Origin of the sequence: Pseudomonas syringae (genome assembly GCF_021606685.1) — a bacterium.
Lineage (GTDB): Bacteria > Pseudomonadota > Gammaproteobacteria > Pseudomonadales > Pseudomonadaceae > Aquipseudomonas > Aquipseudomonas syringae_R.
The window spans coordinates 14,565-36,209 of sequence record NZ_WKCB01000058.1 but is presented as its reverse complement, the minus strand read 5'-3'; the positions used below and the strand labels follow the sequence as shown (position 1 = coordinate 36,209).

At 64.0% G+C, this 21,645-nt stretch carries 18 protein-coding genes; 9 read left to right on the top strand and 9 right to left on the bottom strand.

All coding sequences use genetic code 11. The features are described 5' to 3' along the window. The first annotated feature begins 1,098 nt into the window (after positions 1 to 1,098). From GIW02_RS20115 to GIW02_RS20100, 4 genes are all read left to right on the top strand, one after another. Complete coding sequence (locus tag GIW02_RS20115; RefSeq protein ID WP_236419677.1) at positions 1,099 to 1,689, top strand: antibiotic biosynthesis monooxygenase; 591 nt, start codon at positions 1,099 to 1,101, stop codon at positions 1,687 to 1,689. Then, positions 1,686 to 3,524 (top strand): amidohydrolase, encoded by a 1,839-nt coding sequence (locus GIW02_RS20110; RefSeq protein WP_236419675.1) that lies wholly within the window; start codon positions 1,686 to 1,688, stop codon positions 3,522 to 3,524. The genes GIW02_RS20115 and GIW02_RS20110 overlap by 4 nt, the downstream gene beginning before the upstream one ends. A 24-nt stretch (positions 3,525 to 3,548) precedes the next feature. Further along, positions 3,549 to 4,166 carry an isochorismate family cysteine hydrolase YcaC gene (gene ycaC / locus GIW02_RS20105; protein ID WP_236419673.1) on the top strand — a complete coding sequence of 206 codons (618 nt, stop codon included), beginning with the start codon at positions 3,549 to 3,551 and terminating at the stop codon, positions 4,164 to 4,166. A 179-nt stretch (positions 4,167 to 4,345) separates the two neighbouring features. Continuing rightward, on the top strand, positions 4,346 to 5,227 hold the full coding sequence (locus tag GIW02_RS20100; RefSeq protein ID WP_236422010.1) for a LysR family transcriptional regulator: 882 nt from the start codon (positions 4,346 to 4,348) through the stop codon (positions 5,225 to 5,227). Here the strand turns inward: GIW02_RS20100 and GIW02_RS20095 are convergent. Both GIW02_RS20095 and GIW02_RS20090 read right to left on the bottom strand, forming a co-directional pair. After that, positions 5,214 to 6,251 carry an AraC family transcriptional regulator gene (locus tag GIW02_RS20095; protein WP_236419954.1) on the bottom strand — a complete coding sequence of 346 codons (1,038 nt, stop codon included), beginning with the start codon at positions 6,249 to 6,251 and terminating at the stop codon, positions 5,214 to 5,216. The two genes, GIW02_RS20100 and GIW02_RS20095, sit on opposite strands and share 14 nt — an antisense overlap. A 1-nt stretch (position 6,252) precedes the next feature. Next, the gene (locus GIW02_RS20090) at positions 6,253 to 7,167 is read right to left on the bottom strand and encodes a GGDEF domain-containing protein (RefSeq protein WP_236419956.1); all 915 of its coding nucleotides are present in this window, start codon (positions 7,165 to 7,167) and stop codon (positions 6,253 to 6,255) included. 382 nt (positions 7,168 to 7,549) lie between these two features. Here GIW02_RS20090 and GIW02_RS20085 point away from each other — a divergent pair, with 382 nt between their 5' ends. The 5 genes from GIW02_RS20085 (at position 7,550) to GIW02_RS20065 (ending at position 14,043) form a co-directional block, all read left to right on the top strand. Beyond that, complete coding sequence (locus GIW02_RS20085; protein WP_236417971.1) at positions 7,550 to 10,063, top strand: TonB-dependent receptor; 2,514 nt, start codon at positions 7,550 to 7,552, stop codon at positions 10,061 to 10,063. Positions 10,064 to 10,206: 143 nt separating this feature from the next. Next, entirely contained in the window at positions 10,207 to 12,072 is a 1,866-nt protein-coding gene (locus tag GIW02_RS20080) for a phytase (protein ID WP_236417973.1), read from the top strand. Between the two features lie 47 nt (positions 12,073 to 12,119). Further along, the gene (gene tolQ / locus GIW02_RS20075; RefSeq protein WP_236417975.1) at positions 12,120 to 12,812 is read left to right on the top strand and encodes a protein TolQ; all 693 of its coding nucleotides are present in this window, start codon (positions 12,120 to 12,122) and stop codon (positions 12,810 to 12,812) included. A 14-nt stretch (positions 12,813 to 12,826) separates the two neighbouring features. Next, positions 12,827 to 13,273 (top strand): protein TolR, encoded by a 447-nt coding sequence (gene tolR, locus GIW02_RS20070; RefSeq protein WP_236417980.1) that lies wholly within the window; start codon positions 12,827 to 12,829, stop codon positions 13,271 to 13,273. After that, positions 13,270 to 14,043, top strand: a complete 774-nt coding sequence (locus tag GIW02_RS20065) for a TonB family protein (RefSeq protein WP_236417981.1) — start codon at positions 13,270 to 13,272, stop codon at positions 14,041 to 14,043. Before tolR ends, GIW02_RS20065 begins: the two co-directional genes overlap by 4 nt. Positions 14,044 to 14,166: 123 nt before the next feature. Here GIW02_RS20065 and GIW02_RS20060 read toward each other — a convergent pair whose 3' ends face one another. The 7 genes from GIW02_RS20060 to GIW02_RS20030 form a co-directional block, all read right to left on the bottom strand. Beyond that, positions 14,167 to 15,111, bottom strand: coding sequence for a D-isomer specific 2-hydroxyacid dehydrogenase family protein (locus tag GIW02_RS20060; RefSeq protein WP_236417982.1), 945 nt, complete (start codon positions 15,109 to 15,111; stop codon positions 14,167 to 14,169). Next, a complete protein-coding gene (locus GIW02_RS20055) occupies positions 15,108 to 16,277 on the bottom strand; it encodes an acyl-CoA dehydrogenase family protein (protein ID WP_236417983.1) in 1,170 nt (389 codons plus the stop codon). The genes GIW02_RS20060 and GIW02_RS20055 overlap by 4 nt, the downstream gene beginning before the upstream one ends. 124 nt (positions 16,278 to 16,401) lie before the next feature. Continuing rightward, the gene (locus GIW02_RS20050) at positions 16,402 to 17,085 is read right to left on the bottom strand and encodes a peroxiredoxin-like family protein (protein ID WP_236417984.1); all 684 of its coding nucleotides are present in this window, start codon (positions 17,083 to 17,085) and stop codon (positions 16,402 to 16,404) included. Beyond that, a complete protein-coding gene (locus GIW02_RS20045) occupies positions 17,082 to 18,440 on the bottom strand; it encodes an LLM class flavin-dependent oxidoreductase (protein WP_236417985.1) in 1,359 nt (452 codons plus the stop codon). The genes GIW02_RS20050 and GIW02_RS20045 overlap by 4 nt, the downstream gene beginning before the upstream one ends. 10 nt (positions 18,441 to 18,450) lie before the next feature. Further along, positions 18,451 to 19,425 (bottom strand): ABC transporter substrate-binding protein, encoded by a 975-nt coding sequence (locus GIW02_RS20040; RefSeq protein WP_236417987.1) that lies wholly within the window; start codon positions 19,423 to 19,425, stop codon positions 18,451 to 18,453. A gap of 155 nt (positions 19,426 to 19,580) precedes the next feature. After that, complete coding sequence (locus GIW02_RS20035) at positions 19,581 to 19,946, bottom strand: 4Fe-4S dicluster domain-containing protein (protein ID WP_236417990.1); 366 nt, start codon at positions 19,944 to 19,946, stop codon at positions 19,581 to 19,583. Positions 19,947 to 20,133: 187 nt separating this feature from the next. Beyond that, complete coding sequence (locus tag GIW02_RS20030) at positions 20,134 to 21,645, bottom strand: FAD-dependent oxidoreductase (RefSeq protein ID WP_236422009.1); 1,512 nt, start codon at positions 21,643 to 21,645, stop codon at positions 20,134 to 20,136.

Here is a 21,645-nt window from a genome sequence, read left to right as displayed (position 1 = left end):
CTTGAATCCGTGGGCCGCCGCGATGGGCCATCCTTGGCCCAGCGCGGCTAACCCGGCGTCCTGCCGGGTTACCCACGGATTCAAGCCCGCGTGCGGCCAGCGTGGTTAATGGGGCGCCTAAGATCAAGATCAAAAGCACGGCGGCCTGACAGCCGGCCTGAGTGGTGTAGAGCAAAAGCGCGGGTTGTGGGCGGGCTTGGCGGCCTTGGATTCGACCGGAGTTACGTCTGTTGATTGCCGTCAAAATGTGGGAGGGGGCTTGCTCCCGATAGCAGTGTGTCAGCCAATGCATCTGTGACTGCCCCACCGCTATCGGGAGCAAGCCCCCTCCCACATTTGAACCGAGTAAGGCTTCAACGATCGGGCCGGCTGTCAGGCCGCCTCGCTTGGCTGTGTTTTTGATCTGGCCCTTACATCCTTGCGGCCTGAGTGGTGTAGAGCAAAAGCGGGGGTTGTGGGCGGGCTTGGCGGCCTTGGACCCGACCGGAGTTACGTCTGTTGATTGCGGTCAAAAAGTGGGAGGGGGCTTGCTCCCGATAGCGGTGTGTCAGTCAATGCATCTGTGACTGTCCCACCCCTATCGGGAGCAAGCCCCCTCCCACATTTGAACCGAGTACGGCTTCGAGGATCAGGTCGGCTGTCAGGCCGCCTCGCTTTGTTTTTGATCCGGCCCTTACATCCTTTGCGCTGACGAAGTCAGCGATCTTTTGATCTGAAGCTTTTGATCGTGATCTTGATCTTAGGCGCCCCGTTAAACACGCTGGCCGAACGCAGGCTTTGGAGCGTGGGCAACCCGGCAGGACGCCGGGTTAGCCGCGCTGGGCCATGGATGGCCCATCGCGGCGGCCCACGCTCCAAAGCCGGAGTGAGGGCACACCGAGCCGGAGGCGAGGTGCCGAGTGTTGGGGCAAGAGCCCTTTTGGTTACTTTTGGGGCTCTTTTCCAAAAGTGACCCGCCGTAAGGGCGGAACCACTATCCGCCATCACCCAACCAACGGATATGTACCCAACCCCAAACAGCACGTACATCCAATTTTCCCCACCCCCATCCCTGCACACTCCCCTCATCGCTGAAACTTCAAGGCAGAGGGGCACCCCATGGACCCAGCACCCAAGACAGGACCCGACGAAGTCGTCACCCTGGTCGTCAAACACCTGATCAAACAAGGCCGTGAAGCCGATTACGAAGCCTGGCTGCGCCGCATCGTGCGCATCGCCGGCGAGCGCCCCGGCCACCTAGGTGTCGACGTGGTACGCAGCAAGCAGAACGGCCTGACGCTGTTCACCTGCGTCCTGCGCTACCGCTCCACCGATGACCTGGAAACCTGGCTCGACTCCCCCGAGCGCAAAACCCTGATCACCGAAGCCGGCTCCATGCTGGCCGACGGCGACAACACCGAAATCGGCGCGGTCAACGAGTTCTGGTTCAACCCCGAGACAGAAACCGGCGCCAAACCCCCACGCTGGAAGCAGGCGGTGGTCACCCTGTGCGTGATCCTGCCGCTGACCCTGCTGGTGCCCATCGTATGGGGCCCGATCCTGCGCCTGCACCCGTTCCTGTCCAATTACGTGGTGGCGACCTTCCTGGTCACCGTGACCATTGTGGTGCTGGTGGTCTACCTGCTGATGCCGGCGGCTACCCGCCTGTTCGCTCCCTGGCTTGAAGCCTCTGTAAAGGAAACCCTATGAACGCCGATCTGATTCTGTTCAATGGCCAATTCCACACTGTGGACCGTGAAAACCCGCGCGCAACCGCTGTCGCCATCCGCGAGGGGCGTTTCGTCGCCGTCGGCACCGACGGTGAAGCCATGGCCCTGCGGGGCAGCGGCACCCAGGTCATCGACCTCAAGGGCCGCACCGTGATCCCCGGCCTCAACGACTCGCACTTGCACCTGATCCGCGGCGGGTTGAACTACAACCTCGAACTGCGCTGGGAGGGCGTGCCGTCCCTGGCCGATGCCTTGCGCATGCTCAAGGACCAGGCCGACCGCACCCCGACGCCGCAATGGGTGCGCGTGGTCGGTGGCTGGAACGAATTCCAGTTTGCCGAAAAACGCATGCCGACCCTGGAAGAGCTCAACCAGGGCGCGCCTGACACCCCGGTGTTCGTGCTGCACCTTTATGACCGCGCCTTGCTCAACCGCGCCGCCCTGCGCGTGGCCGGCTACACCAAGGACACGCCGAACCCGCCGGGTGGCGAGATCGTGCGCGACAGCAACGGCAACCCGACTGGCATGCTGGTGGCGCGGCCTAACGCGATGATTCTGTATTCGACCCTCGCCAAGGGCCCGAAACTGCCGCTGGAATACCAGGTCAACTCGACCCGTCAGTTCATGCGTGAACTCAATCGCCTGGGCCTGACCAGCGCGATCGACGCCGGCGGTGGTTTCCAGAACTACCCCGATGACTACGCGGTGATCGAGCAACTGGCCAAGGACGAACAGCTGACGGTGCGCATCGCCTACAACCTGTTCACCCAGAAGCCCAAGGAAGAACTCAGCGACTTCAAGAACTGGACCGGCAGCGTCACCCTGCACCAGGGCGACGATTACCTGCGCCACAACGGCGCTGGCGAGATGCTGGTGTTTTCGGCAGCCGACTTCGAAGACTTCCTCGAGCCGCGCCCGGACCTGCCGCTGACCATGGAACAGGAGCTGGAGCCGGTGGTGCGCCACCTGGTGGAGCAGCGCTGGCCGTTCCGCCTGCACGCCACCTATGACGAATCCATCTCGCGCATGCTCGACGTGTTCGAGAAGGTCAATCGCGACATCCCGTTCAATGGCCTGCCGTGGTTCTTCGACCATGCCGAAACCATCACGCCGAAAAACATCGAGCGGGTGCGGGCGCTCGGTGGCGGTATTGCGATCCAGGACCGCATGGCGTTCCAGGGTGAATACTTTGTCGAGCGCTACGGCGCCAAGGCGGCCGAAGCCACGCCGCCGATCAAGCGCATGCTCGCCGAAGGTGTGCCGGTGGGGGCGGGCACCGATGCCACGCGGGTGTCGAGCTACAACCCGTGGACCTCGCTGTACTGGATGGTCAGCGGCCGCACCGTCGGCGGCCTGGAGCTGCACGCCGAAGGCCTGCCGCGCCTCACCGCGCTGGAGCTGTTCACCCATGGCAGCGCCTGGTTCTCCTCGGAGCAGGGCAAGAAGGGCCAGATCAAGGTCGGGCAGTTGGCGGACGTCGCTGCGCTGTCGGCGGACTTCTTCAGCGTCGATGAAGAAGCCATCAAGTGGATTGAATCGGTACTGACCGTGGTCGGCGGCAAGGTGGTGTACGGCGCCGGCGACTTCGAAGATTTCGCCCCGCCGCGTGTGCCGGTGCTGCCGGACTGGTCGCCGGTGGTCAAGGTGCCGGGTCACTGGCGTCCGACTTCGCCATTGCAGGCACAAGTTCACCAGTGCAGCGGCCCGTGCGGCGTGCATGCCCACAGCCATGAAAAAGCGCGGCTGTCCAGCGTGCCGGTCAGCGACTTCCAGGGTTTCTGGGGTGCGTTTGGCTGTTCGTGCTTTGCCTTCTAATCAAACCCCCAAAGGAGTTACCCCATGACTTACTCGCGCTTGAACAAAGATGACGCTGTCGTTCTGTTGGTCGATCACCAGACTGGCCTGATCTCCCTGGTGCAGGACTTTTCCCCCAACGAATTCAAGAACAACGTGCTGGCCCTGGCGGACGTGGCCAAGTTCTTCAACCTGCCGACCATCCTGACCACCAGTTTTGAAAGCGGCCCCAACGGGCCACTGGTGCCAGAACTCAAGGCGCTGTTCCCGGACGCGCCGTACATTGCCCGCCCTGGCCAGATCAACGCCTGGGACAACGAAGACTTCGTCAAGGCCGTCAAGGCGACCGGCCGCAAGCAAATCATCATCGCCGGTGTGGTAACCGATGTGTGCGTAGCGTTCCCAACCCTGTGCGCCCTCGACGAAGGCTTCGAGGTGTTCGTGGTCACCGACGCCTCGGGCACCTTCAATGAAACCGTGCAACAAGCCGCGTGGTCGCGTATGACCGCTGCCGGTGCGCAGTTGGTGAACTGGTTCGCGGTGGCCTGCGAGCTGCAAGTGGACTGGCGCAACGACATGGAAGGCCTGGCCAACCTGTTGTCGCCGCGCATCCCCAACTACCGCAACCTGATGAACAGCTACTCGGCCTTCACGGCCAAATAAGCTGCCCTTCAGCCTGTAGGTAACCAGTGTGGGAGGGGGCTTGCCCCCGATAGCAGTGTGTCAGTCTCAATATGTTTGACTGATACACCGCCATCGGGGGCAAGCCCCCTCCCACATTTGATTTGTAGTGCTGCGACCATGCGGTTATAAACCATCAAAATGTCCACCGAGAAGCGACAATGAACCCCTTCGAAGACATGCGCCTGTTCTGCCAGGTCATGGAGTCCGGCAGCTTCACGGCCGCCGCCGAACAGCTGGGCCTGTCCAAGCAATTCGTCAGCCGCCGCCTGATCCAACTGGAAGACCGCCTGGGCGTGCGCCTGCTCAACCGTTCCACGCGCCGGCTGGATGTCACGCCACTCGGCCAGAGTTACTACGAATCCGCCTTGCGCCTGCTCAGTGAAGTCGAGCAAGTGGAGCAGGGGATCGCCGGCCAGAACAGCGAGCCGCGCGGCACCATTCGGCTCAGCGCGCCGTTGTCATTTGCCATGGCTCACCTGGGCTGCCTGTTGCCATTGTTTCTGCAGCGCAATCCGCAGGTCGCGGTAGAGGTCGACCTCAGCGACCGCCCGGTCGACCTGATCGGCGAAGGCTATGACCTGGTGCTGCGCATCGGCACCCTTGAAGACTCCACCCTGATTGCTCGACGCATCGCCAGCATCCCCCGTGTGTACTGCGCGAGCCCCGACTACCTGGCCCTGCGCGGCACCCCGCAGAAACCCGATGACCTCGCCGAACACGACTGCCTGCCTTATGGCCATGGCCGCCAGGTGCAATGGCGCTTCAAGGGCAAGCTGCAGGCGCTGAACGTGTGTGGGCGCATGCGCGTGAACAACGGCGACTTGCTGCGCGATACGGCTATTGCCGGGCTCGGCGTTACCTATTTACCGACGTTTATCGTCGGCGACGCCTTGAAGGACGGCCGCCTGGTTACGCTTCTGGACGAGTTCGCCCCCGAAGCCCTGACCCTGTCGGCGGTGTATCCCCAACACCGGCAAAGCTCACGGCCGGTGCAGGCGCTGGTGGACTTCTTGCGCGAGCGCCTGGCTAGCGGCTGTTGAACAGCTGGCGGATCAGGTTTGGCGTGCTGCCGGTCCAGCGCTTGAAGGCGCGCCGGAAATTCGCGGCATCGTTGAAGTTCAGGTACGCCGCCACGGCCTCGTTGCTGTAGCCCTTGACCTGGTACAGGTGCAACGCCACTTGTTTGCGCACCCGGTCCACCTGCTGCTGAAAACCGGTGTCGTGCTTGTGCAACTTGCGTTTGAGGGTTGCCGGGCTCATGGCGAAGGCCTGGGCCGCCTGCTCCAGGCTGGGCGGCTGGCGGACGTGATCGCGCAGGTAGTCGTAGAGGCTGTCGAGAAAGCTGCCGGTAAACCCCAACTGGTCGATCTGCTCGCGGGCTTGCTGGCGCGCGACCTGGCCGGCAGTGGCCGAGGCGCCGGGCCAGGCGCGGGTGAGGTATTCACGCGGGATACTCAACATGTCCAGCGGTCGCTCGAACCGTGTGCCTTCACCCAAGTGCACCCAGTACTGCTCCACATACCGCGGCTCGGCATGGCTGAAACTGCACGCCCACGGCAGGCGCTCGCCGCTGAGCCATTGGCTCATGGCAATCAGCGAGGTCATGCTGGCTTCGAGCAAAAAACGCCAGTGCTCGCCGGCCCCGCAACTGTCCAGCCAATACAGGTAGGCGTGGTGCTCATCCAGCTCCAGTTGCAGCGTGACCAACGGGCTGAGCAGCACCTGTTGCTGGATCAGGATGTCGAGCGCCTGGTGCAGGTTCTGCGCATGCCCCAGGGCATGGCTGGCCGCGCCGTAATAGCCGGGCAGCAGGCGCTGGCCGAACAGAAAGCTGCTGTCGTCGGCGTCGAGTAACTTGCGGCTGTTGCCGATCAGTGCCAGGAATTGCTGTGGGCTCAACCGTGCGTTGCCGGCCAGGATGTCCTCGTGGAACAGCCCGGTGCCGCGTAGCAGGCGATGGCTGTCGATGTCGCGCGACAGGGCCAGGTCGATCAATGTAGCGGGTTGGTAGTGCCCCGGGATGAAGCGGCTGTCGGCTTCATACCAGCTGGTTTTAACGGCCATCTCAGGCGCTTTTCGCAAGCGGTTGCTTGGCCCTGGCCAGCGCCAGGTTCAGGCGTTTGAGCAACGCCTGCGGGGGCTCGTCCAGGGCCATCACCACGGCGGTGGTTGCGGCCAGTTGCAGGCGCTCGCCGTGCAGCCGGGTTTTGTGGGCCAGGCCGCGTACCGCCTGTTGCAGTTCCAGTGCGAGCCCCAGGGCCTGGCGCTCGCCGGTATTGGGCAGCAGCACCACAAAGCGGTCGCCGGCCAGGCGGCACAGCAAGTCCTGGCGCCGCAGGTTGAGCAACAGCAAATGGCTGAGGGCCTGCAGTACCGCATCGCCCTCGGCATGCCCGTAGGCCTGGTTGATGGCAGCGAAGTTGTCCAGATCCAACACCAGCAGTGACAACGGCTGTTGGTGTTCGCGGCTGTCCTCCAGGCTGTTGGCCAATTGCTGTTTGAGGTAGTCGGCGCCAGCCAGCGGCGTGAGCTTGTCGAACAGCCGATGCTCACGGAACAGCCGTTCGCGCTTTTCCATCTGTGCGCTGATCGCCAGCTGTTCGCGGTGCCAGTGGTAGATGCCGATGGTCAGCAGGATCATGCCCACCGGCATCGGCCCGGACTCCAGCCAATGGTCCCAGGTGATGCTGTCGGGCAGGCGGATGAACTCGTCGAGGCTGTCGATCCACCAGGAAAAAAAGATGCACGACAGGCCGAGTGCCAGGTAGTTGGTGACGCGTCCGGCGGGACGGCTTTTCAGGACCAGGCCCAGCCAGACCAGGGCGAGCAGGGCGGAGCCGCCTTCGCCGAGGATGTCCAGCCACACCCATTCGCTGACACTTTTGAGATCGCCACAGGCCAGGTGCAGGATCAGCCCGGCGTTGGCGGCGATGAGCAACAGGGCAAGTTTGCAACGGTGGGGTTTGAGCACGGAAAACATGGCCGCGAGTCCTTGGGCAACTAAGCGATGGGCGCCAGCACAGCAGATGGATGTGACGGTTGCGTTACGGCGGGGGAGGGTCGAATCAGCTCAGCTCACTGACAACAAAACTCAAAAATGTGGGAGGGGGCTTGCCCCCGATAGCGGTGTATCAGCCAGCAGACAGGCCAGCTGACCTACCGCTATCGGGAGCAAGCCCCCTCCCACAGTTGATCTCCACAGGTCATTTCAGCTCATTCCAGGTTCACAACCCAGTGAAACCCCCGGTTTACGGGCCTCTACGCCAACCCCTGTCACAGAACCGTCATCCCCTACCCCTAGCTTGCCCTCCCAATTGCCGGGCCTCTTGCCTGGCGCCAACGGATTCTTTGGGGAGGATTGCATGTACAAGCGCACCGGGCTCGTCCGCTTCACGCTTACTGCCTTGGCCCTGGCGATGGCCAGCGAGCGGCTCCAGGCGGCTGAGGCGGCCAATACCGAGCATGTCGAAGTGGTCGGCCAGGCCGCCGCCATCGACCAGGCGCTCAAAGAACAGCGCAGCGCCGACAGCATCAAAAGCGTGGTGCATGCTGACGGCGTGGCCCAGTTGCCTGACGAAAACGTCGCCGAAGCGGTGCAGCGCCTGCCCGGTGTCAGCGTCGAGCGCGACCAGGGCGAAGGGCGCTTTGTCAGCGTGCGCGGCCTGGGCCCTGACCTCAACAGCGTGACCATCAACGGCACCCTGGTGCCCGCCCCGGAAAGCGCACGCCGCGCCGTGGCCCTCGATGTGCTGCCCTCCGAGCTGGTGCAGTCTTTGTCAGTGATCAAGACCCTCACCCCGGACATGGACGCCAACTCCCTCGGCGGTACCGTCGACGTGCAAAGCCTCTCAGCCTTCGACCACAAGGGCCTGTTCTACACCGGCAGCACCGAAGCCAGCTACGACAAGAACACGAGCCAGACCAGCCCCAAATTCTCCGGTGCCGCCAGCAACCGTTTCAGCCTCGGTGACGGCATCGACAACTTTGGCGTGGCCGCCGCCCTCAGCTGGCAGAAGCGCGACTTTGGCTCGGACAACGTTGAAACCGGCGGTGCCTGGGACTTCAGCGACGGTGCCAGGCTCAACGAGTTTGAACAGCGCGACTACGACATCAGCCGCGAACGCGCCGGTGGCGGCCTGAACTTCGACTACAAGCCCGATGACCTCAGCAGCTACTACCTGCGCACCCTGTACAGCCGTTACACCGACACCGAAACCCGCAACTCCACGAGCATCGAGTTTGCCGACCCGCAAGCCGCCGGTGAGCTGGGCGACGCCGAAGCCAAGCGCAAGCTGAAAAACCGCGAAGAAACCCAAGAAATCCAGTCCTACGTCTTTGGCGGCGAACGCATGCTCGGCCTCTGGACCGTGAGCGGCCAGGCCGGCTACAGCCAGTCCAGCGAAGACAGCCCGGGGCACATTGCCGGGGCCACCTTTGACGGCGGCGACTTTGCCAACAGCGGTTTCTACGACAAGGACAAGCCCCGCCCGATCATCGGCGCCGGCTTCTACGACGCCAGCAATTTCACCCTCGACAAGGTCGACTGGGAAAAACAGAACACCAAGGACACCGAGAAGAACCTGCGCCTGGACCTGGCCCGCGACTACGACCTGAGCGGTTACGCCTCCCAGGTCAAATTCGGTGGCAAGGTCAGCCGCCGCAACAAGGACAACGACCTGGAAGCCTGGGTCTATGAAGACTTCGACACCCTCGGGTTAACCGCCGAGCAACTCAACCTCACCCAGTTCCAGAAGGGCAGCGTTGACTACCGCCTCGGCAAGTACGGCCCCGGTATCAGTGCCAGCCGCCTCAAGGAGCTGATTGGCGGCCTGAACGCGGCGGACTTCTATGACGAAACCGAGTCACGGGTCAACGACTTCACGATCCGCGAAGACATCAACGCCGGCTACCTGATGAACACGCTCGACATCGACGACTGGCGCTTTATCGCTGGCCTGCGCTACGAGGGCACCGAGTTCGAAGCCAAGGGCACCGGCGCCACCGACGGGGTGTTCACCCCCACCGAAACCAAGCGTCGTTACCACCACTGGCTGCCGGGCCTGCATGCGCGCTACAGCATCGACAAGAACACCCAGGTGCGCGCGGCCTGGACCAAATCCGTGGTGCGCCCGACCTTTGGCCAACTGGCGCCAGGCTTCGTGATCGACGATGACGAAGCCACCTTCGGCAACCCGGACCTCAAGCCGCTGGAGTCGAGCAACCTGGACCTGGGCATCGAGCACTTCATGGGCCGCGCCGGCACCGTCTCGGCGTTCGTGTTCTACAAGGACATCAAGAACTTCGTCTACAACACTGACCTCGCCGGCACCGGCGCCTGGGCCAACTTCGCCGAGGCCCATACCTACGCCAACGGCGACAGCGCCAAGCTCTACGGGCTGGAGCTGGCGTATTCGCAGAAATTCGACTGGCTGCCCGCGCCGTGGAACGGCCTGCTGGTCGGCGCCAACAGCACCTTCAGCCGCTCCAGCGCGGATATCGAAGGCTTCGACGCCGCCAGTGGCACGAACCGCAAACGCAACATCAGCCTGCCCAACCAGTCCGACACCGTCGGCAACCTGATGCTCGGTTGGGAAAACGACACGCTCAGCCTGCGCCTCTCGGCCAACTACAAATCGGCCTACTTGTACGAGCTGGCCTCGATCAACGACAAGGCCCACGACCTGCATGTGGATGCACAAACCTTCGTCGATTTCAGCGCGCGCTACTCGCTGACCAAGAACCTGCAAGTCAGCTTCGAGGCCCAGAACCTCACCGATGAGTCGTACTTCGTCTACACCGGCCACCGCAGCTACAACGGCCAGTACGAGGAGTACGGCCCTACCTACAAAGTAGGCCTGACCTTTACCCATTTCTAACCCACACCTCGATTCCAATGTGGGAGGGGGCTTGCCCCCGATGGCGATGGGTCAGGTACACATTTATTGGCTGATACACCGCCATCGGGAGCAAGCCCCCTCCCACATTGGATCTTCATCGTATTCGAAGGATTTGCCTGTTCATGAGAATTTCCAAGCTGTACCTGCTGATAGCGTTGGCCGCTTGCTCACCGGTAATGGCCGCCGACCTCGCCCTGACCCCTTGGGCCCCAGGCCTGAGCGCCGACGCCGTGGCCTTCCTGCCCAACGGCAGCGAACGCCTGGCCGCAGGCACCCGCAACGGGCTGCAGTTGCTCGACAACAAGGGGGCCGAACTGGCGCGTTTCAACGGCAACTTCAGCAGTCTCGACACCCGCGCCGCCGGTGCCCAGGTGCTGGTCGCCAGCCTCGATAACGACCGTCAGCAGGCCTTGCTGATCAGCCTCGATGCGTCCAACAAGACCTTTGGCAAACCGCTGTACCTGCCAACCCGCGACTACCCGGTGAATGGCCTGTGCCTGTACCGAGACGCGGCGGCCAACCTGTTTGTGTTCCTGGTGGGCGAAGAGGGCAAGGGCGAGCAATGGCTGGTGGGCAATGGCGCCACATTATTGAGTCAACCCCAGCGCGTACGCGGCCTGCCGCTGCCGCCGTCAGCACAGTTCTGCCAAGTGGATGACGCCACGCAGCAGGTGCTGGTGAATGAAGAAAACGTCGGCTGGTGGGCCTACCCGGCGCACCCGGAAGCCGAGGTAAAACGCACGCCGGTGGCGCTGTTCGACACCCCCAAGCGCGAAGCCGGGGCCATGGCACTGGTGCCGGGTGGGGTGGTTGCGCTGGACCCCAAGACCGCGCAGTTGCACCTGTTCCAGCAAACCGGCGAACGTTGGGTCGAGCAATCGAGCCTGAGCTTGCCTGGCCTGAAAGAGCCCGAACAACTGGCAGTCAATGGTCGCCACGTGCTGGTGCGTGACGATGACAGCGGCACGCTGTACCAGGCCAGACTCGACTGGCAGGCCAAACCGGTCGCCGCCGAACCGGTGCTGGCGGAGGTGGCCGCCGTGCGTCAAACCGACCCGGTGGGCCGCCAGGGCGATGCGGCGGATGACCCGGCGATCTGGGTTCACCCTGAAACCCCGGCCAAGAGCCGTGTGCTCGGCACCAATAAAAAGCAGGGCCTGCTGGCCTACGACCTCGACGGCAAGTTGTTGCAAGAGCTGGCAGTCGGTCGCCTGAACAACGTGGATGTACGCCCCAACTTCAAGCTCGGCCAGCAAACGGTCGATCTGGCGGTGGCGAGCAATCGCGATCGCAACAGCCTCAGCCTGTTCAGCATCGACCGCCAGAGCGGTGAACTGCGTGAAGCCGGTGAGGTGCCCACGCCGCTCAAGGACATCTACGGCATTTGCCTGTTCCAGCCGGCCAGCGGCGAGATTTACGCAATCGCCAACGGCAAGGACGGCACTTTCCTGCAGTACCGCCTGAGCGCGCCGCAAGGCCGGGTGCAGGGCGAGTTGGTGCGCCAGTTCAAGGTCGACAGCCAGCCCGAAGGCTGCGTGGCCGACGACCAGCGCCAGCGCCTGTTTATCGGCGAAGAAGACGTGGGCGTGTGGGCGGTGGATGCCCGCGCCGACCAGCCGGCCACTCTGACCAGCGTGATCAAGGTCGGCGCGCAACTGCACGCGGATGTCGAGGGGCTGGCGCTGTACCAGAGTGACAAGCGCGATTACCTGGTGATCTCCAGCCAAGGCAATGACAGTTACCTGGTGGTGGATGCCGAGCCGCCGTTCGCCAGCCACGGGGCCTTCCGCGTCGGCCTGAACGCCGCCGCCGGCATTGATGGCGCCTCGGAAACCGACGGCCTGGAGGTGACCGCCATCAACCTCGGCGGACCCTGGAGCCAAGGCATGCTGGTGGTGCAGGACGGGCGCAAGCGGATGCCCGAGCAAACCCAGAACTTCAAATTTGTGCCGTGGGCCGATGTGACCCGCGCACTGAAATTGCCCTGAGCCGTCATCACCCGGTCACACGTTTTAATTCGAATAGGAGATCCACCATGCACGCGACGATGGAACATATGACGATTTGGGGTTTGATCAGCGACGCCAGCCTGTTGGTCAAGGCGGTGATGGTCACCTTGCTGCTGGCGTCACTGCTCAGCTGGTACCTGATCATCCAGCGCGGCAGTGTGCTGCGGCGCCTGGAGCGCCAGTTGAACGGTTTTGTGCTGCGTTTTCGCGCCGCGCCGGACTTGCAGGCGCTGTACCGCGACACTCTGCAGGCAGGCGAGGGCGGCATTGCGCCGATCTTCATCGCCGGCGTGCAGGAATACCAGCACCTGCACAGCCATGATCCGGCCGTGCTGGAAGGCGTGGAGCGCGCGTTGCAGGTGGCGATCACCGAGCAGGAAATCGAGCTGGAAAAAGGCCTGCAATTCCTTGCGACCGTGGGTTCGGTGAGTCCCTACATCGGCCTGTTCGGCACCGTGTGGGGCATCATGAATTCCTTTATCGGCTTGTCCCAGGTTCAGCAGGCGACGCTGTCGACGGTGGCACCGGGCATCGCCGAAGCGTTGATCGCCACGGCCATCGGCCTGTTTGCGGCGATCCCGGCGGTGATTGCCTACAACCGTTTCGCCGCACGCGGCCAGACCTTGCTCACCCGCTACTACGCCTTGGGCAACGAACTGCAAGTGCGCCTGCACCGCACCTTGCGCGGCACGCCGATCAACCTGGCCGTGGCCGCCTGAGCAGGAGCGCTCCCATGTTAGTAAGGCCGCAACGCAAGCACGGGCCCAAGGCCGAGATGAACGTGGTGCCGTATATCGACGTGATGCTGGTGCTGCTGGTGATCTTCATGGTCACCGCGCCGATGCTGACCCAAGGCGTGAAGATCGAACTGCCCAAGGTTGCCGCAGAGGCGCTGGCCACGGATACGCGCCAACAGATCCTCACGCTGTCGGTCAAAGCCGACGGCGGTTACTACTGGAACCTGGGCGGTGAACTCGACACCCAGCACCAGACCGACAGCGCCGTGAGCCTGGATGAAATGGGCGCCAAGGTCATGCAAGTGGTGGCCGCGCGCAGCGACACGCAGGTGTATATCCGCGCCGACGATAACGCCGGCTACGGCCGCGTGGTCGCTGCCATGGCGGTGTTGCAGAAAAACGGCGTCAGTAACCTCGGGCTGGTGACCGAGGCCCCGCAATGACGGCGATGATCATGCACAGTCCAACCTTTGCGATGACGCCCCGGCAAACGTCCGGTGTCTGGAGAAACAGCCTTGCCGCGAGCCTGGCGGTGGCCTTGCACGTGGGTGTGTTGGCGGTGCTGATGCTGGGCTGGTCGGCGGAAAAACCACCGGTGGACGCGCCGCGCGTGATGCATACCCAACTGGTGATGATGCGCCCAGCGCCCGAGCCTGCGCCGGTGCCTGAGCCGGTCGCGGTGGCGCCGCCTGAACCGGTGGTCGTTCCGGCTCCCGTGCCAGCGAAACCCACCATCGACCCGCAGATCCAGGCGCAAAAACTCGAGAAGGCCGCCTTGGCGCGCAAACGCGTCGAAGACAAGAAAATCGAGCAGCAACAGCAGCGCCTGGCCACTGAGCAACGCAACCGCGAGCTGGAGCAGCAACGCCTGGACCAGGCGCGGCTGGCCGCAGAAAAACCCCGCGTCGCCACGCCTGCGCCAGCACCGGCGCCGGCGTTCGACAGCCGCCAATACCAACCCCTGAGCAAGCAAGCGCCGGACTACCCCGAGCGCGCCCTGGACAAGAACATCGAAGGCGATTGCTCGGTGGAATACACCGTCAACCCCCAGGGCCGCGTGGAAAACCCCAAGGTGCTCGACGGTTGCCACCCGCTGTTCATCCGGCCTTCATTGGCGGCGGCGAACACCTTCCGCTACCAGCCGAGGATCGTTGATGGCCAGGCCGTGGCGGTACCGGCGGTGCGCAACACCTTCCACTACCGCATCAAGTAATGCCTCACGGTCCAATGTGGGAGCGGGCTTGCTCGCGAAAGCAGTATGTCAGTCAACATCGCGGTGACTGAACCAACGCTTTCGCGAGCAAGCCCGCTCCCACAGTTGGATCTTTGTTTGGCGTTATGAATTCGCCAGGTTAGCCAACGCCTGGCCGTCGATATACCGCTGCAGATTCGCCAAAAACGTGTCGGCAATTTCTTGCTTGCTGTTGGTCGAAATTGCCGACGTATGCGGCGACAACCGCACACGCGGATGGCTGTACAGCGGATGCCCATCCGGCAGCGGCTCCGGCTCGGTCACGTCCAGCGAGGCCAGGGCCAGTTGGCCGTTATCCAGCGCCTCCAGCAGAGCCTCCTGATCGAGCAGGCCGCCGCGCGCGATGTTGATCAGGTGCAGGCCCGGCTTGGCGCTCCCCAGCACATCACGGTTGATGATGTGCCGCGTGGCCTCGGTCAGCGGCGCCGCCACCACCAAGTGGTCGGCGCGGGCGAACAGGTCGTGGATGTCCTTGGCGGCTTGCACACCGGCGCCGAACGGGGCCTGGCTCTGACGCAACGCGACCACATTGAGCCCCAGGGCCAGCGCCTTTTGCGCCAGGCTCTCGCCAATCGCGCCATAGCCCAGAAGGCCCAGGGTGGTGCCCTTGAGCGGGCGCAGCGCGGTGAAATTCCACTGCGAGTCCTTTACCCAGATGTCCGGCAGGTGCTTGGACGCGGCAAAGATCGCTGCCAGCGCGAACTCGGCCAGGTTGTCGGCGGCACTGCCCCGAGAGGTAGTCACCGGCGGGCCGTTGAACAGCCACCGCGGGTAGAAGTCGATGCCCGACGAGACCAAATGTACCCATTGCGCGCCATACGGCCAGCCCGGCGGCGGGGTGTCGGGGGCGGTGTAGCCGCGCACGTTGATCGGGCGCAGCAACAGGATATTCGCCTGGGGCGGCAGGTCGCTCGGCACGCCCACGGGCACGCCGATTACCTCGGCGTCGGGGTGCAGCGTCTTGAGGCGTTCGCGGATCACCGCATTGAAATCTTCGTCCAGCTGGCTGGCGATAATCACCTGACTCATGTGCGTTCCTTTTGGCGCTGGGCGAACACGGCTTTGCCGACGCCTTGCAGCACCGCGTCGTTCTGCGGGGTGTGGACGCGGCTGCACAGCACGTCGCGGTAATGCCGTTGCAGGGGGCCGTGGCGTGAGAGCCCGGGGTTGCCGGACGCCTCGATGGCCAGTTCCACCGCACGGATGGCGTTATTGGTGACCAGGTACTTGAGCTGCGCGGCGTTGGCGGCCGGGGTATGCCCCTCGGCGGCGGCGTCGAGCAGGCTGCGGTTGGCAAACAGCAGGGTGTCGATATGGCCGACGGTTTCCTGAAAGCGCGGCAATGTCGCCAGCGCGGCGCCGAGGTTGGAGGGCTGACGCTCTTGCAGCCAGTTCACCAGCCAGTCGCGTGCGGCCTGGGCCACGGCGTCATACACCGAGGACAACAACACCGACATCCACAGGAAACCTTCGCCATCCAGCTCCGGTGATGGCGCGCTCCAGGGGCTGACGCTGACGGCGTGGTCCAGGGGCACCAGTACATTGTCGAGCACCACTTCATGGCTGCAGGTGGCGCGCATGCCCAGGTGGTCCCAGGTGTCGATGATGCTCACGCCTGGGCTGTTCTTGGGTACCAGCCAGGCGCCCACCAGCGGGTCGGCGTCGTCGCTGCGCGCCCACACGCTGAACCAGCTCAGTCCGTGGCTGCCGGTGGAATAGATCTTGCGCCCGCTGATGCGCCAGCCTTCGGCGGTGCGCACCGCGGTGGTCGCCGGCAGCCCGCCACGGGCCGGGGTGCCGAGGTCGGGTTCGACGCGCAGGGCGTTGATCAGCGCGCCGTTGCGCACCGCGTCCTCGGCCACCTGTACTCGCAAGTGCTGCGGCCAGGTTTTGCTGTCTTGCAGGCGGGTGTGTTGCAGGTATTGCATCACCAGGATCAGTGCGGTGGAGGGTTCGCCCTTGGCGATCGCGCTGATCGCTTTGCGCGCCAGGGGCAGGCTCGCGCCACCGCCGCCGAGGGCCTTGGGCACGGTGAGAGCGACCAGGCCGTGTTCGTGCAGCAGCTGGAAGTTGGCGTGGGGGAAGGCGCCGCTCTCGTCATACAGGTGCGCGGTACTGGCCAACTCGGCGCTGAGGCGTTCGAGCAGGGCTTCGAAGTTGGCGACTTCCACGGAGCGTAAGGAAGGTTGTGTCATCAGAATGTACTCGGTCAAAAGTGTGGGAGGGGGCTTGCCCTCGATGGCGGAGGTTCAGCCCCATCAACTGCTGGCTGACACACCCTCATCGGGGGCAAGCCCCTCCCACAGGGGATTTGTGGGCTTAGATGGCCAGACGTACGGGCTGTTGGGCCAGCAGGTGTTCAACCACCTGCAACACCGGCTCCGCTTCGGTACGCACCAACCAATCCGGGCTGACCTCCACAAACGCGACGCTGCCGTCCCCGGCGATCACCACCACCGTTGGCTGCGGCAGCTCCCAGGTGCCGGTGCCGGTGGTTTCACCGATGGGGTTGCCCTTGGCCAACGCGGCATTGCGCGACGCCTCGTCGAAGCTGTAGAGGATGCCCAGGCGTCGCCCGAGGGTGTTGTCGGGGTCACTGGCCACCAGCAACTGCAGGGCGTGGCGGGTCTTGATCTCCACCAGGCGCTCAGGCACTTGCGGGCTCACCGCCACCAGCGGCACGCCCAGTTCGCGCAGGCGTGGGTAGAGTTGGCGTGCGTAATAGGGCAGGGCGATATTGCACGCCGGGCAGCCGGCAAAGCGGAAGAACACCAGCACCGCCGGGCCGTCGGCCAGCAGCAGGTCGCGGGTCAGTTCGCCGCCTTCCACGTTGAGCAGGGTAAAGGGGTCCAGTTCGTCGCCGACTTGCACGTAGTCATCCGGGCGGGCCTCATCCACCAGGCGCTGGCGCTGGTCGATATTGATCTGCAACGCCGCTGGCGCCCAGGTCGCTACACGCTCGGCGTGCAGAGCAGCCAACTGAGCATTGAGGGATTCACTCATGCCAGTGCCTCCTGCGGTTCTTCAACCTCCACGCTGTAGCGGTTGATCGGCGCCTCCAGGCCCAGGTTGTCGCGCAGGGTGTGGCCGGTGTATTCGGTGCGGAACAGGCCGCGCTGTTGCAGCACCGGCACCACCAGTTCGGTGAAGTACTGCAGGCCATCGGGCAGTACCGAGTTGATGATGAAGCCGTCGCTGGCGCCGCGCTCGAACCAGGTCTGGATCGCATCGGCGACTTGCGTAGGCGTGCCGACAAAATCACGCTTGGGCCGCGAGAAGCGCAGCGCCACTTCGCGCAGGGTCAGGCCTTCGTCCTTGGCCAGTTGCTTGATGCGGTCGGAGCCGCCTTTCTGGCTGTTGGAACCCAGGTCGCCGAGTTCCGGGAACGGCTCATCGAGCGGGTATTTGCTGAAGTCATGGTCGTTGAACGGGCGGCCGAGGGCGACGATGGCGTCTTCTACGGTGACCAGGTCGACGGCCTGTTGATAGCGGCTTTCCACCTCGGCCTCATCGCGCCCGACAATCGGGCGGATGCCCGGCAGGATCGACAGGCTGTCGACGTCCCGGCCAAAGCCTTTGGCGCGGCGTTTGAGGTCCTGGGTGTAGGCCAGGCCTTCTTCGATGCTGTCGACATGCACAAAGATCGCGTCGGAGTTTTCTGCGGCGAAGTTACGCCCATCCTCCGAGGTGCCGGCCTGGAAAATCACCGGCTGGCCCTGGCGAGAACGCGCGATGTTGAGTGGGCCTTTGACCGAAAAGAACTCGCCCTTGTGGTTCAGCGCATGCAGTTTGCTTGGGGTGAAAAACTCACCGCTGTGCTTGTTGTAGGCAAAGGCGTCGTCTTCCCAGGAGTCCCACAGGCCCTTGACCACATTCAGGTGTTCCTTGGCGATGCGGTAGCGCACGGCATGGGGCGGGTGCTCGGCCTTGCCGAAGTTGTCGGCGGTGCCGCTGAGCCAGGAAGTGACCACGTTCCAACCGGCGCGGCCGCCACTGATGTGGTCCAGGGACGAGAACTGGCGCGCCACCTGGTAGGGCTCGGTGTAGCTGACGGTCACGGTGGCGACCAGGCCGATATTCGTGGTCAGCGCCGCGAGGGCCGAGAGGATGGTCAAAGGCTCGAAACGGTTGAGGTAATGCGGGCTGGATTTGGCATGGATATGCAGGCTGTCGGCAATGAACACGAAGTCGAACTTGGCGGCTTCGGCCAGTTCAGTCTGCTGTTTGTAGAACGCGAAGTTGGTACTGGCGTTGGGTTGCGCCTGCGGATGGCGCCATTCGCCCCAGCCGTGGCCCACACCGTGGACCATGGCGCCGAGTTTCAAATAACGGGGTTTCAAATGCGGTGACTTGCTCATGTTCTGCTCCTTAGCGCGATGCTTGGTTGAGGGGGGCACGCTTGGCGTTGAAGCTCTTGTCGAAACCTTGCGACACGTCGATGTGCTTGGTCAGCAAGCCTTCTTTTTGGTAGGTGTCGGCTGTGGCTTGCAGGCCGCTGATGACTGAATCGTCGATCAGCACCGGCGACAGGTGTGTCTCCTTGGCCACGGCCACATGCACGGCCAGCGGCAGCCCGGTGATTTTGGTCTGGGCGGCGGCGTATTCGTCGGGGTGGGTGTTGGCCCAGGCGTAGGCGCGGTCGACGCGGGCGACAAAGTCGTCGAGTTGCGCGCGCTTGTCGGCGATGGCCTGGCTGGTGGCGGCGAGGTACAGGTGGTTGCTGAGCAGCGTGTTGCCGCTGGCAATTATCCGCGCCTGGCTCTGGGAGGTTACGACGGTGGTGTAGGGGTCCCACGTGGACCAGGCGTCGACGGTGCCGTTGTCCAGCACCAGGCGTGACTCGCTGGGCAGCAAGAAGACGAACTCGACATCTTTGGTGGTCAGGCCTGCCGTAGCCAGGGCCTTGATCGCCAGGTAATGGCCGATGGAGCCGCGTCCCGTGACGATGCGTTTGCCCTTGAGGTCGGCCACGCTCTTGATCGGCGAATTCTTGGGCACCAGCAGGGCGGTGGTGTTGCGCCCTTCGGCGTGGATGATGCTGACCACTTTGAGCGACGCGCCGGCGCCCAGCGCAAACACGTAAGGCGCATCGCCCAGGGCGCCGATGTCCACGGCCCCGGCGTTCAAGGCTTCGCCCAGGGGCGAGGCGGAGGGGAATTCCGACCACTGGATCTGGTAGGGCACGTTTTTGCTTTCGCCGGAGACTTCCAGCAGCGCCTTGATCGTGGATTTCTGGTTGGCCACGCGCAGGGGTTGCAGGTCGGCGGCGTGGGCGGTGGTGGCCAGGCCAAGGGCCAGCGCGGTGCCCAGGAGCAGGCGTTTGAACGGGGTGCTAAGGACCATGGGATGCAGGCTCCAGGCAGATCGAGAAAGGGTTCGGTTACCTCCGCCTGGAGAAGGGGTCGGTGAGGACTTCACGTTATTCCCATAAAAACGCTCTGTGAAGTTCTTTTTGGTTATAAGGTAATTATTAAAATAATTGATTATGTGATGATTGATTATTCGCTTATTGCATTTGGTGGATTGCTGCGTGCCAACGCGAAAATGCCATCCATGCGCCAATGTTCATTGCGATGCCGAGGGTCATGCGCCCATTCATCCCAGCCGGAGTCGCGCCGGTACTGGCCGAGCAGGCCCGCTGCGCGCACGGCCAGGGGGTCGGGGTGGCGCAGTTGCTCGACGTCCGGGTCGACGTAGAGTGCGTCGCGGCTGCAATACAGCTCGCACATGAAGCAGGTCTGACAGGCCTGTTGCTCGGCGATGCGCAGCGTGCCCTGAGCGTCCAGGGCCAGCACATTGGTGGGGCACACGGCGACGCACTGGCCGCAGCCGTTGCACAGGTCGGAGTAGATCAGTTCGAGCATGGATCGTTGGCCTTCTATGGGCAGGGCTGGGAACAGGCCTGAATAACCTGTGGCGAGCGGGCTTGCCCGCGTTGGGGCGCGAAGCGGCCCTATCGAAGCGTTCGGGTTCTTTCAAACACGCCGCAAGCGTTTGGTCTTGGGGGCGTTTCGCCCCCCAACGCGGGCAAGCCCGCTCGCCACATAAGCGTTATGGCGGGTCGAAGCGCGCGTCTATCTGCTCAATGCCGGACATGCGCAGATGCGCGTCATACAGCGGGCTTTGCGTGGGGGCGTCGCTGCGCTGGTGCATGCCGCGACTCTCCTTGCGCAGCGCGGCGGCGGTGTAGCACCAACGGGCGGTAGCGGCCATGGCGGCGGTTTCGCGGGCGCGCAGGGGGTTGCCGCTGGTGGCGGTGCCTGCGCTGATCTGGTCCCAGACGTTGTCCAGTTCACGCAGCGAACGTTCCAGTTGGCTGCCTGAGCGAAACAGGTTTTTATCCAGCGGGTGGACTTCGGCCTGGATGCGTTGGATCAACCCGGCACTTGCGCACGCCGCGCCATCAAACCCGCGCACGGCGCCCAGGTACGCGGCCTTCTGGTGCGCCAGCCGCGCTGCGCCACGCCCGGCCCATTGCCCGGTGGACAGCGCCCACGCCGAGTTCTGTGCACCGCCGCCGGAGGTCGCACCGGCAATCGGCTCGCGGCTGGCGGCATCACCGGCGGCGAATACGCCGGGTACGGTGGTCTGGCAATCGTCATCGATCAGGCGTAAACCGCCGACACCGCGGATGGTGCCCTCAGGGTGCAGGGTCACTGCAAACCGCTGGCGATAAGGGTCAACCCCGCGCCGGTCAAACGGCAGCATCAGGTTGGGCTGGATGCTGGGCAGCTGCGCACGGATGTCCGCGGGCACGCGGCTCAAGCGGCAGTACACCGGGCCATTGAGCAGCGCGCGGGCCAGGTCATCGGTAAACGTGGGGCCGTTGGTGATGCCCAGCGGGCGATCGGCAGCATCGAAGTAATCGCCAAAGCTGTACACCATCGAGCGCGTCATGCTGCTGCCCGCGGCCGCAATGCAGTAGTAGTTGGAAAACTCCATGCCCGACAGCTCGGCACCGGCTTCGGCGGCCATCAGGTAGCCGTCACCGGTGTTGGTGTGGTTGCCCAGCAGGCGCGACAGAAACGCGCAACCGCCGGTGGCCAGCACCACTGCGCCGGCACGGATCAACCAGTCGCCCCCGGCCTGGCGTCGCCAGCCGCGTGCACCGACCACCGCTGCGTGGTCGTCGCGCAGCAGTTCGAGGGCAGGGTGGTGGTCGAGGATCTTCACGCCGCTGTCCAGCACCCGGCGCCTCAGGCCCCGCAGGTATTCCGGGCCGCGCAGGCCGCGATATTGGGTCACGCCCTGTTCGTTTTGTGGGAAGTCGTAGTAGTCGCGCAGGCCCGGCAGGCTGGTCCAGGTGGTGTCGAGGGCGCGGGCCATCCAGCGCGCATCCGCGAGGCCATAGGCAGTGGCCAGGCGTTTGTCGATGGCGGCTTCGCGTGCCTCGGGTGCCACCCACCAGTGGCCGGGGCCGGCCGTGGCGGTCACGCCGCTGGTGCCGCAGTAACCCTTGTCCACCAGGATCACCTTCGCGCCTTCGCGGGCCGCGCCGATGGCGGCCCACGTACCGGCCAGGCCGCCGCCGATGATCAACACATCACAGCTCAGCTCGGTCAT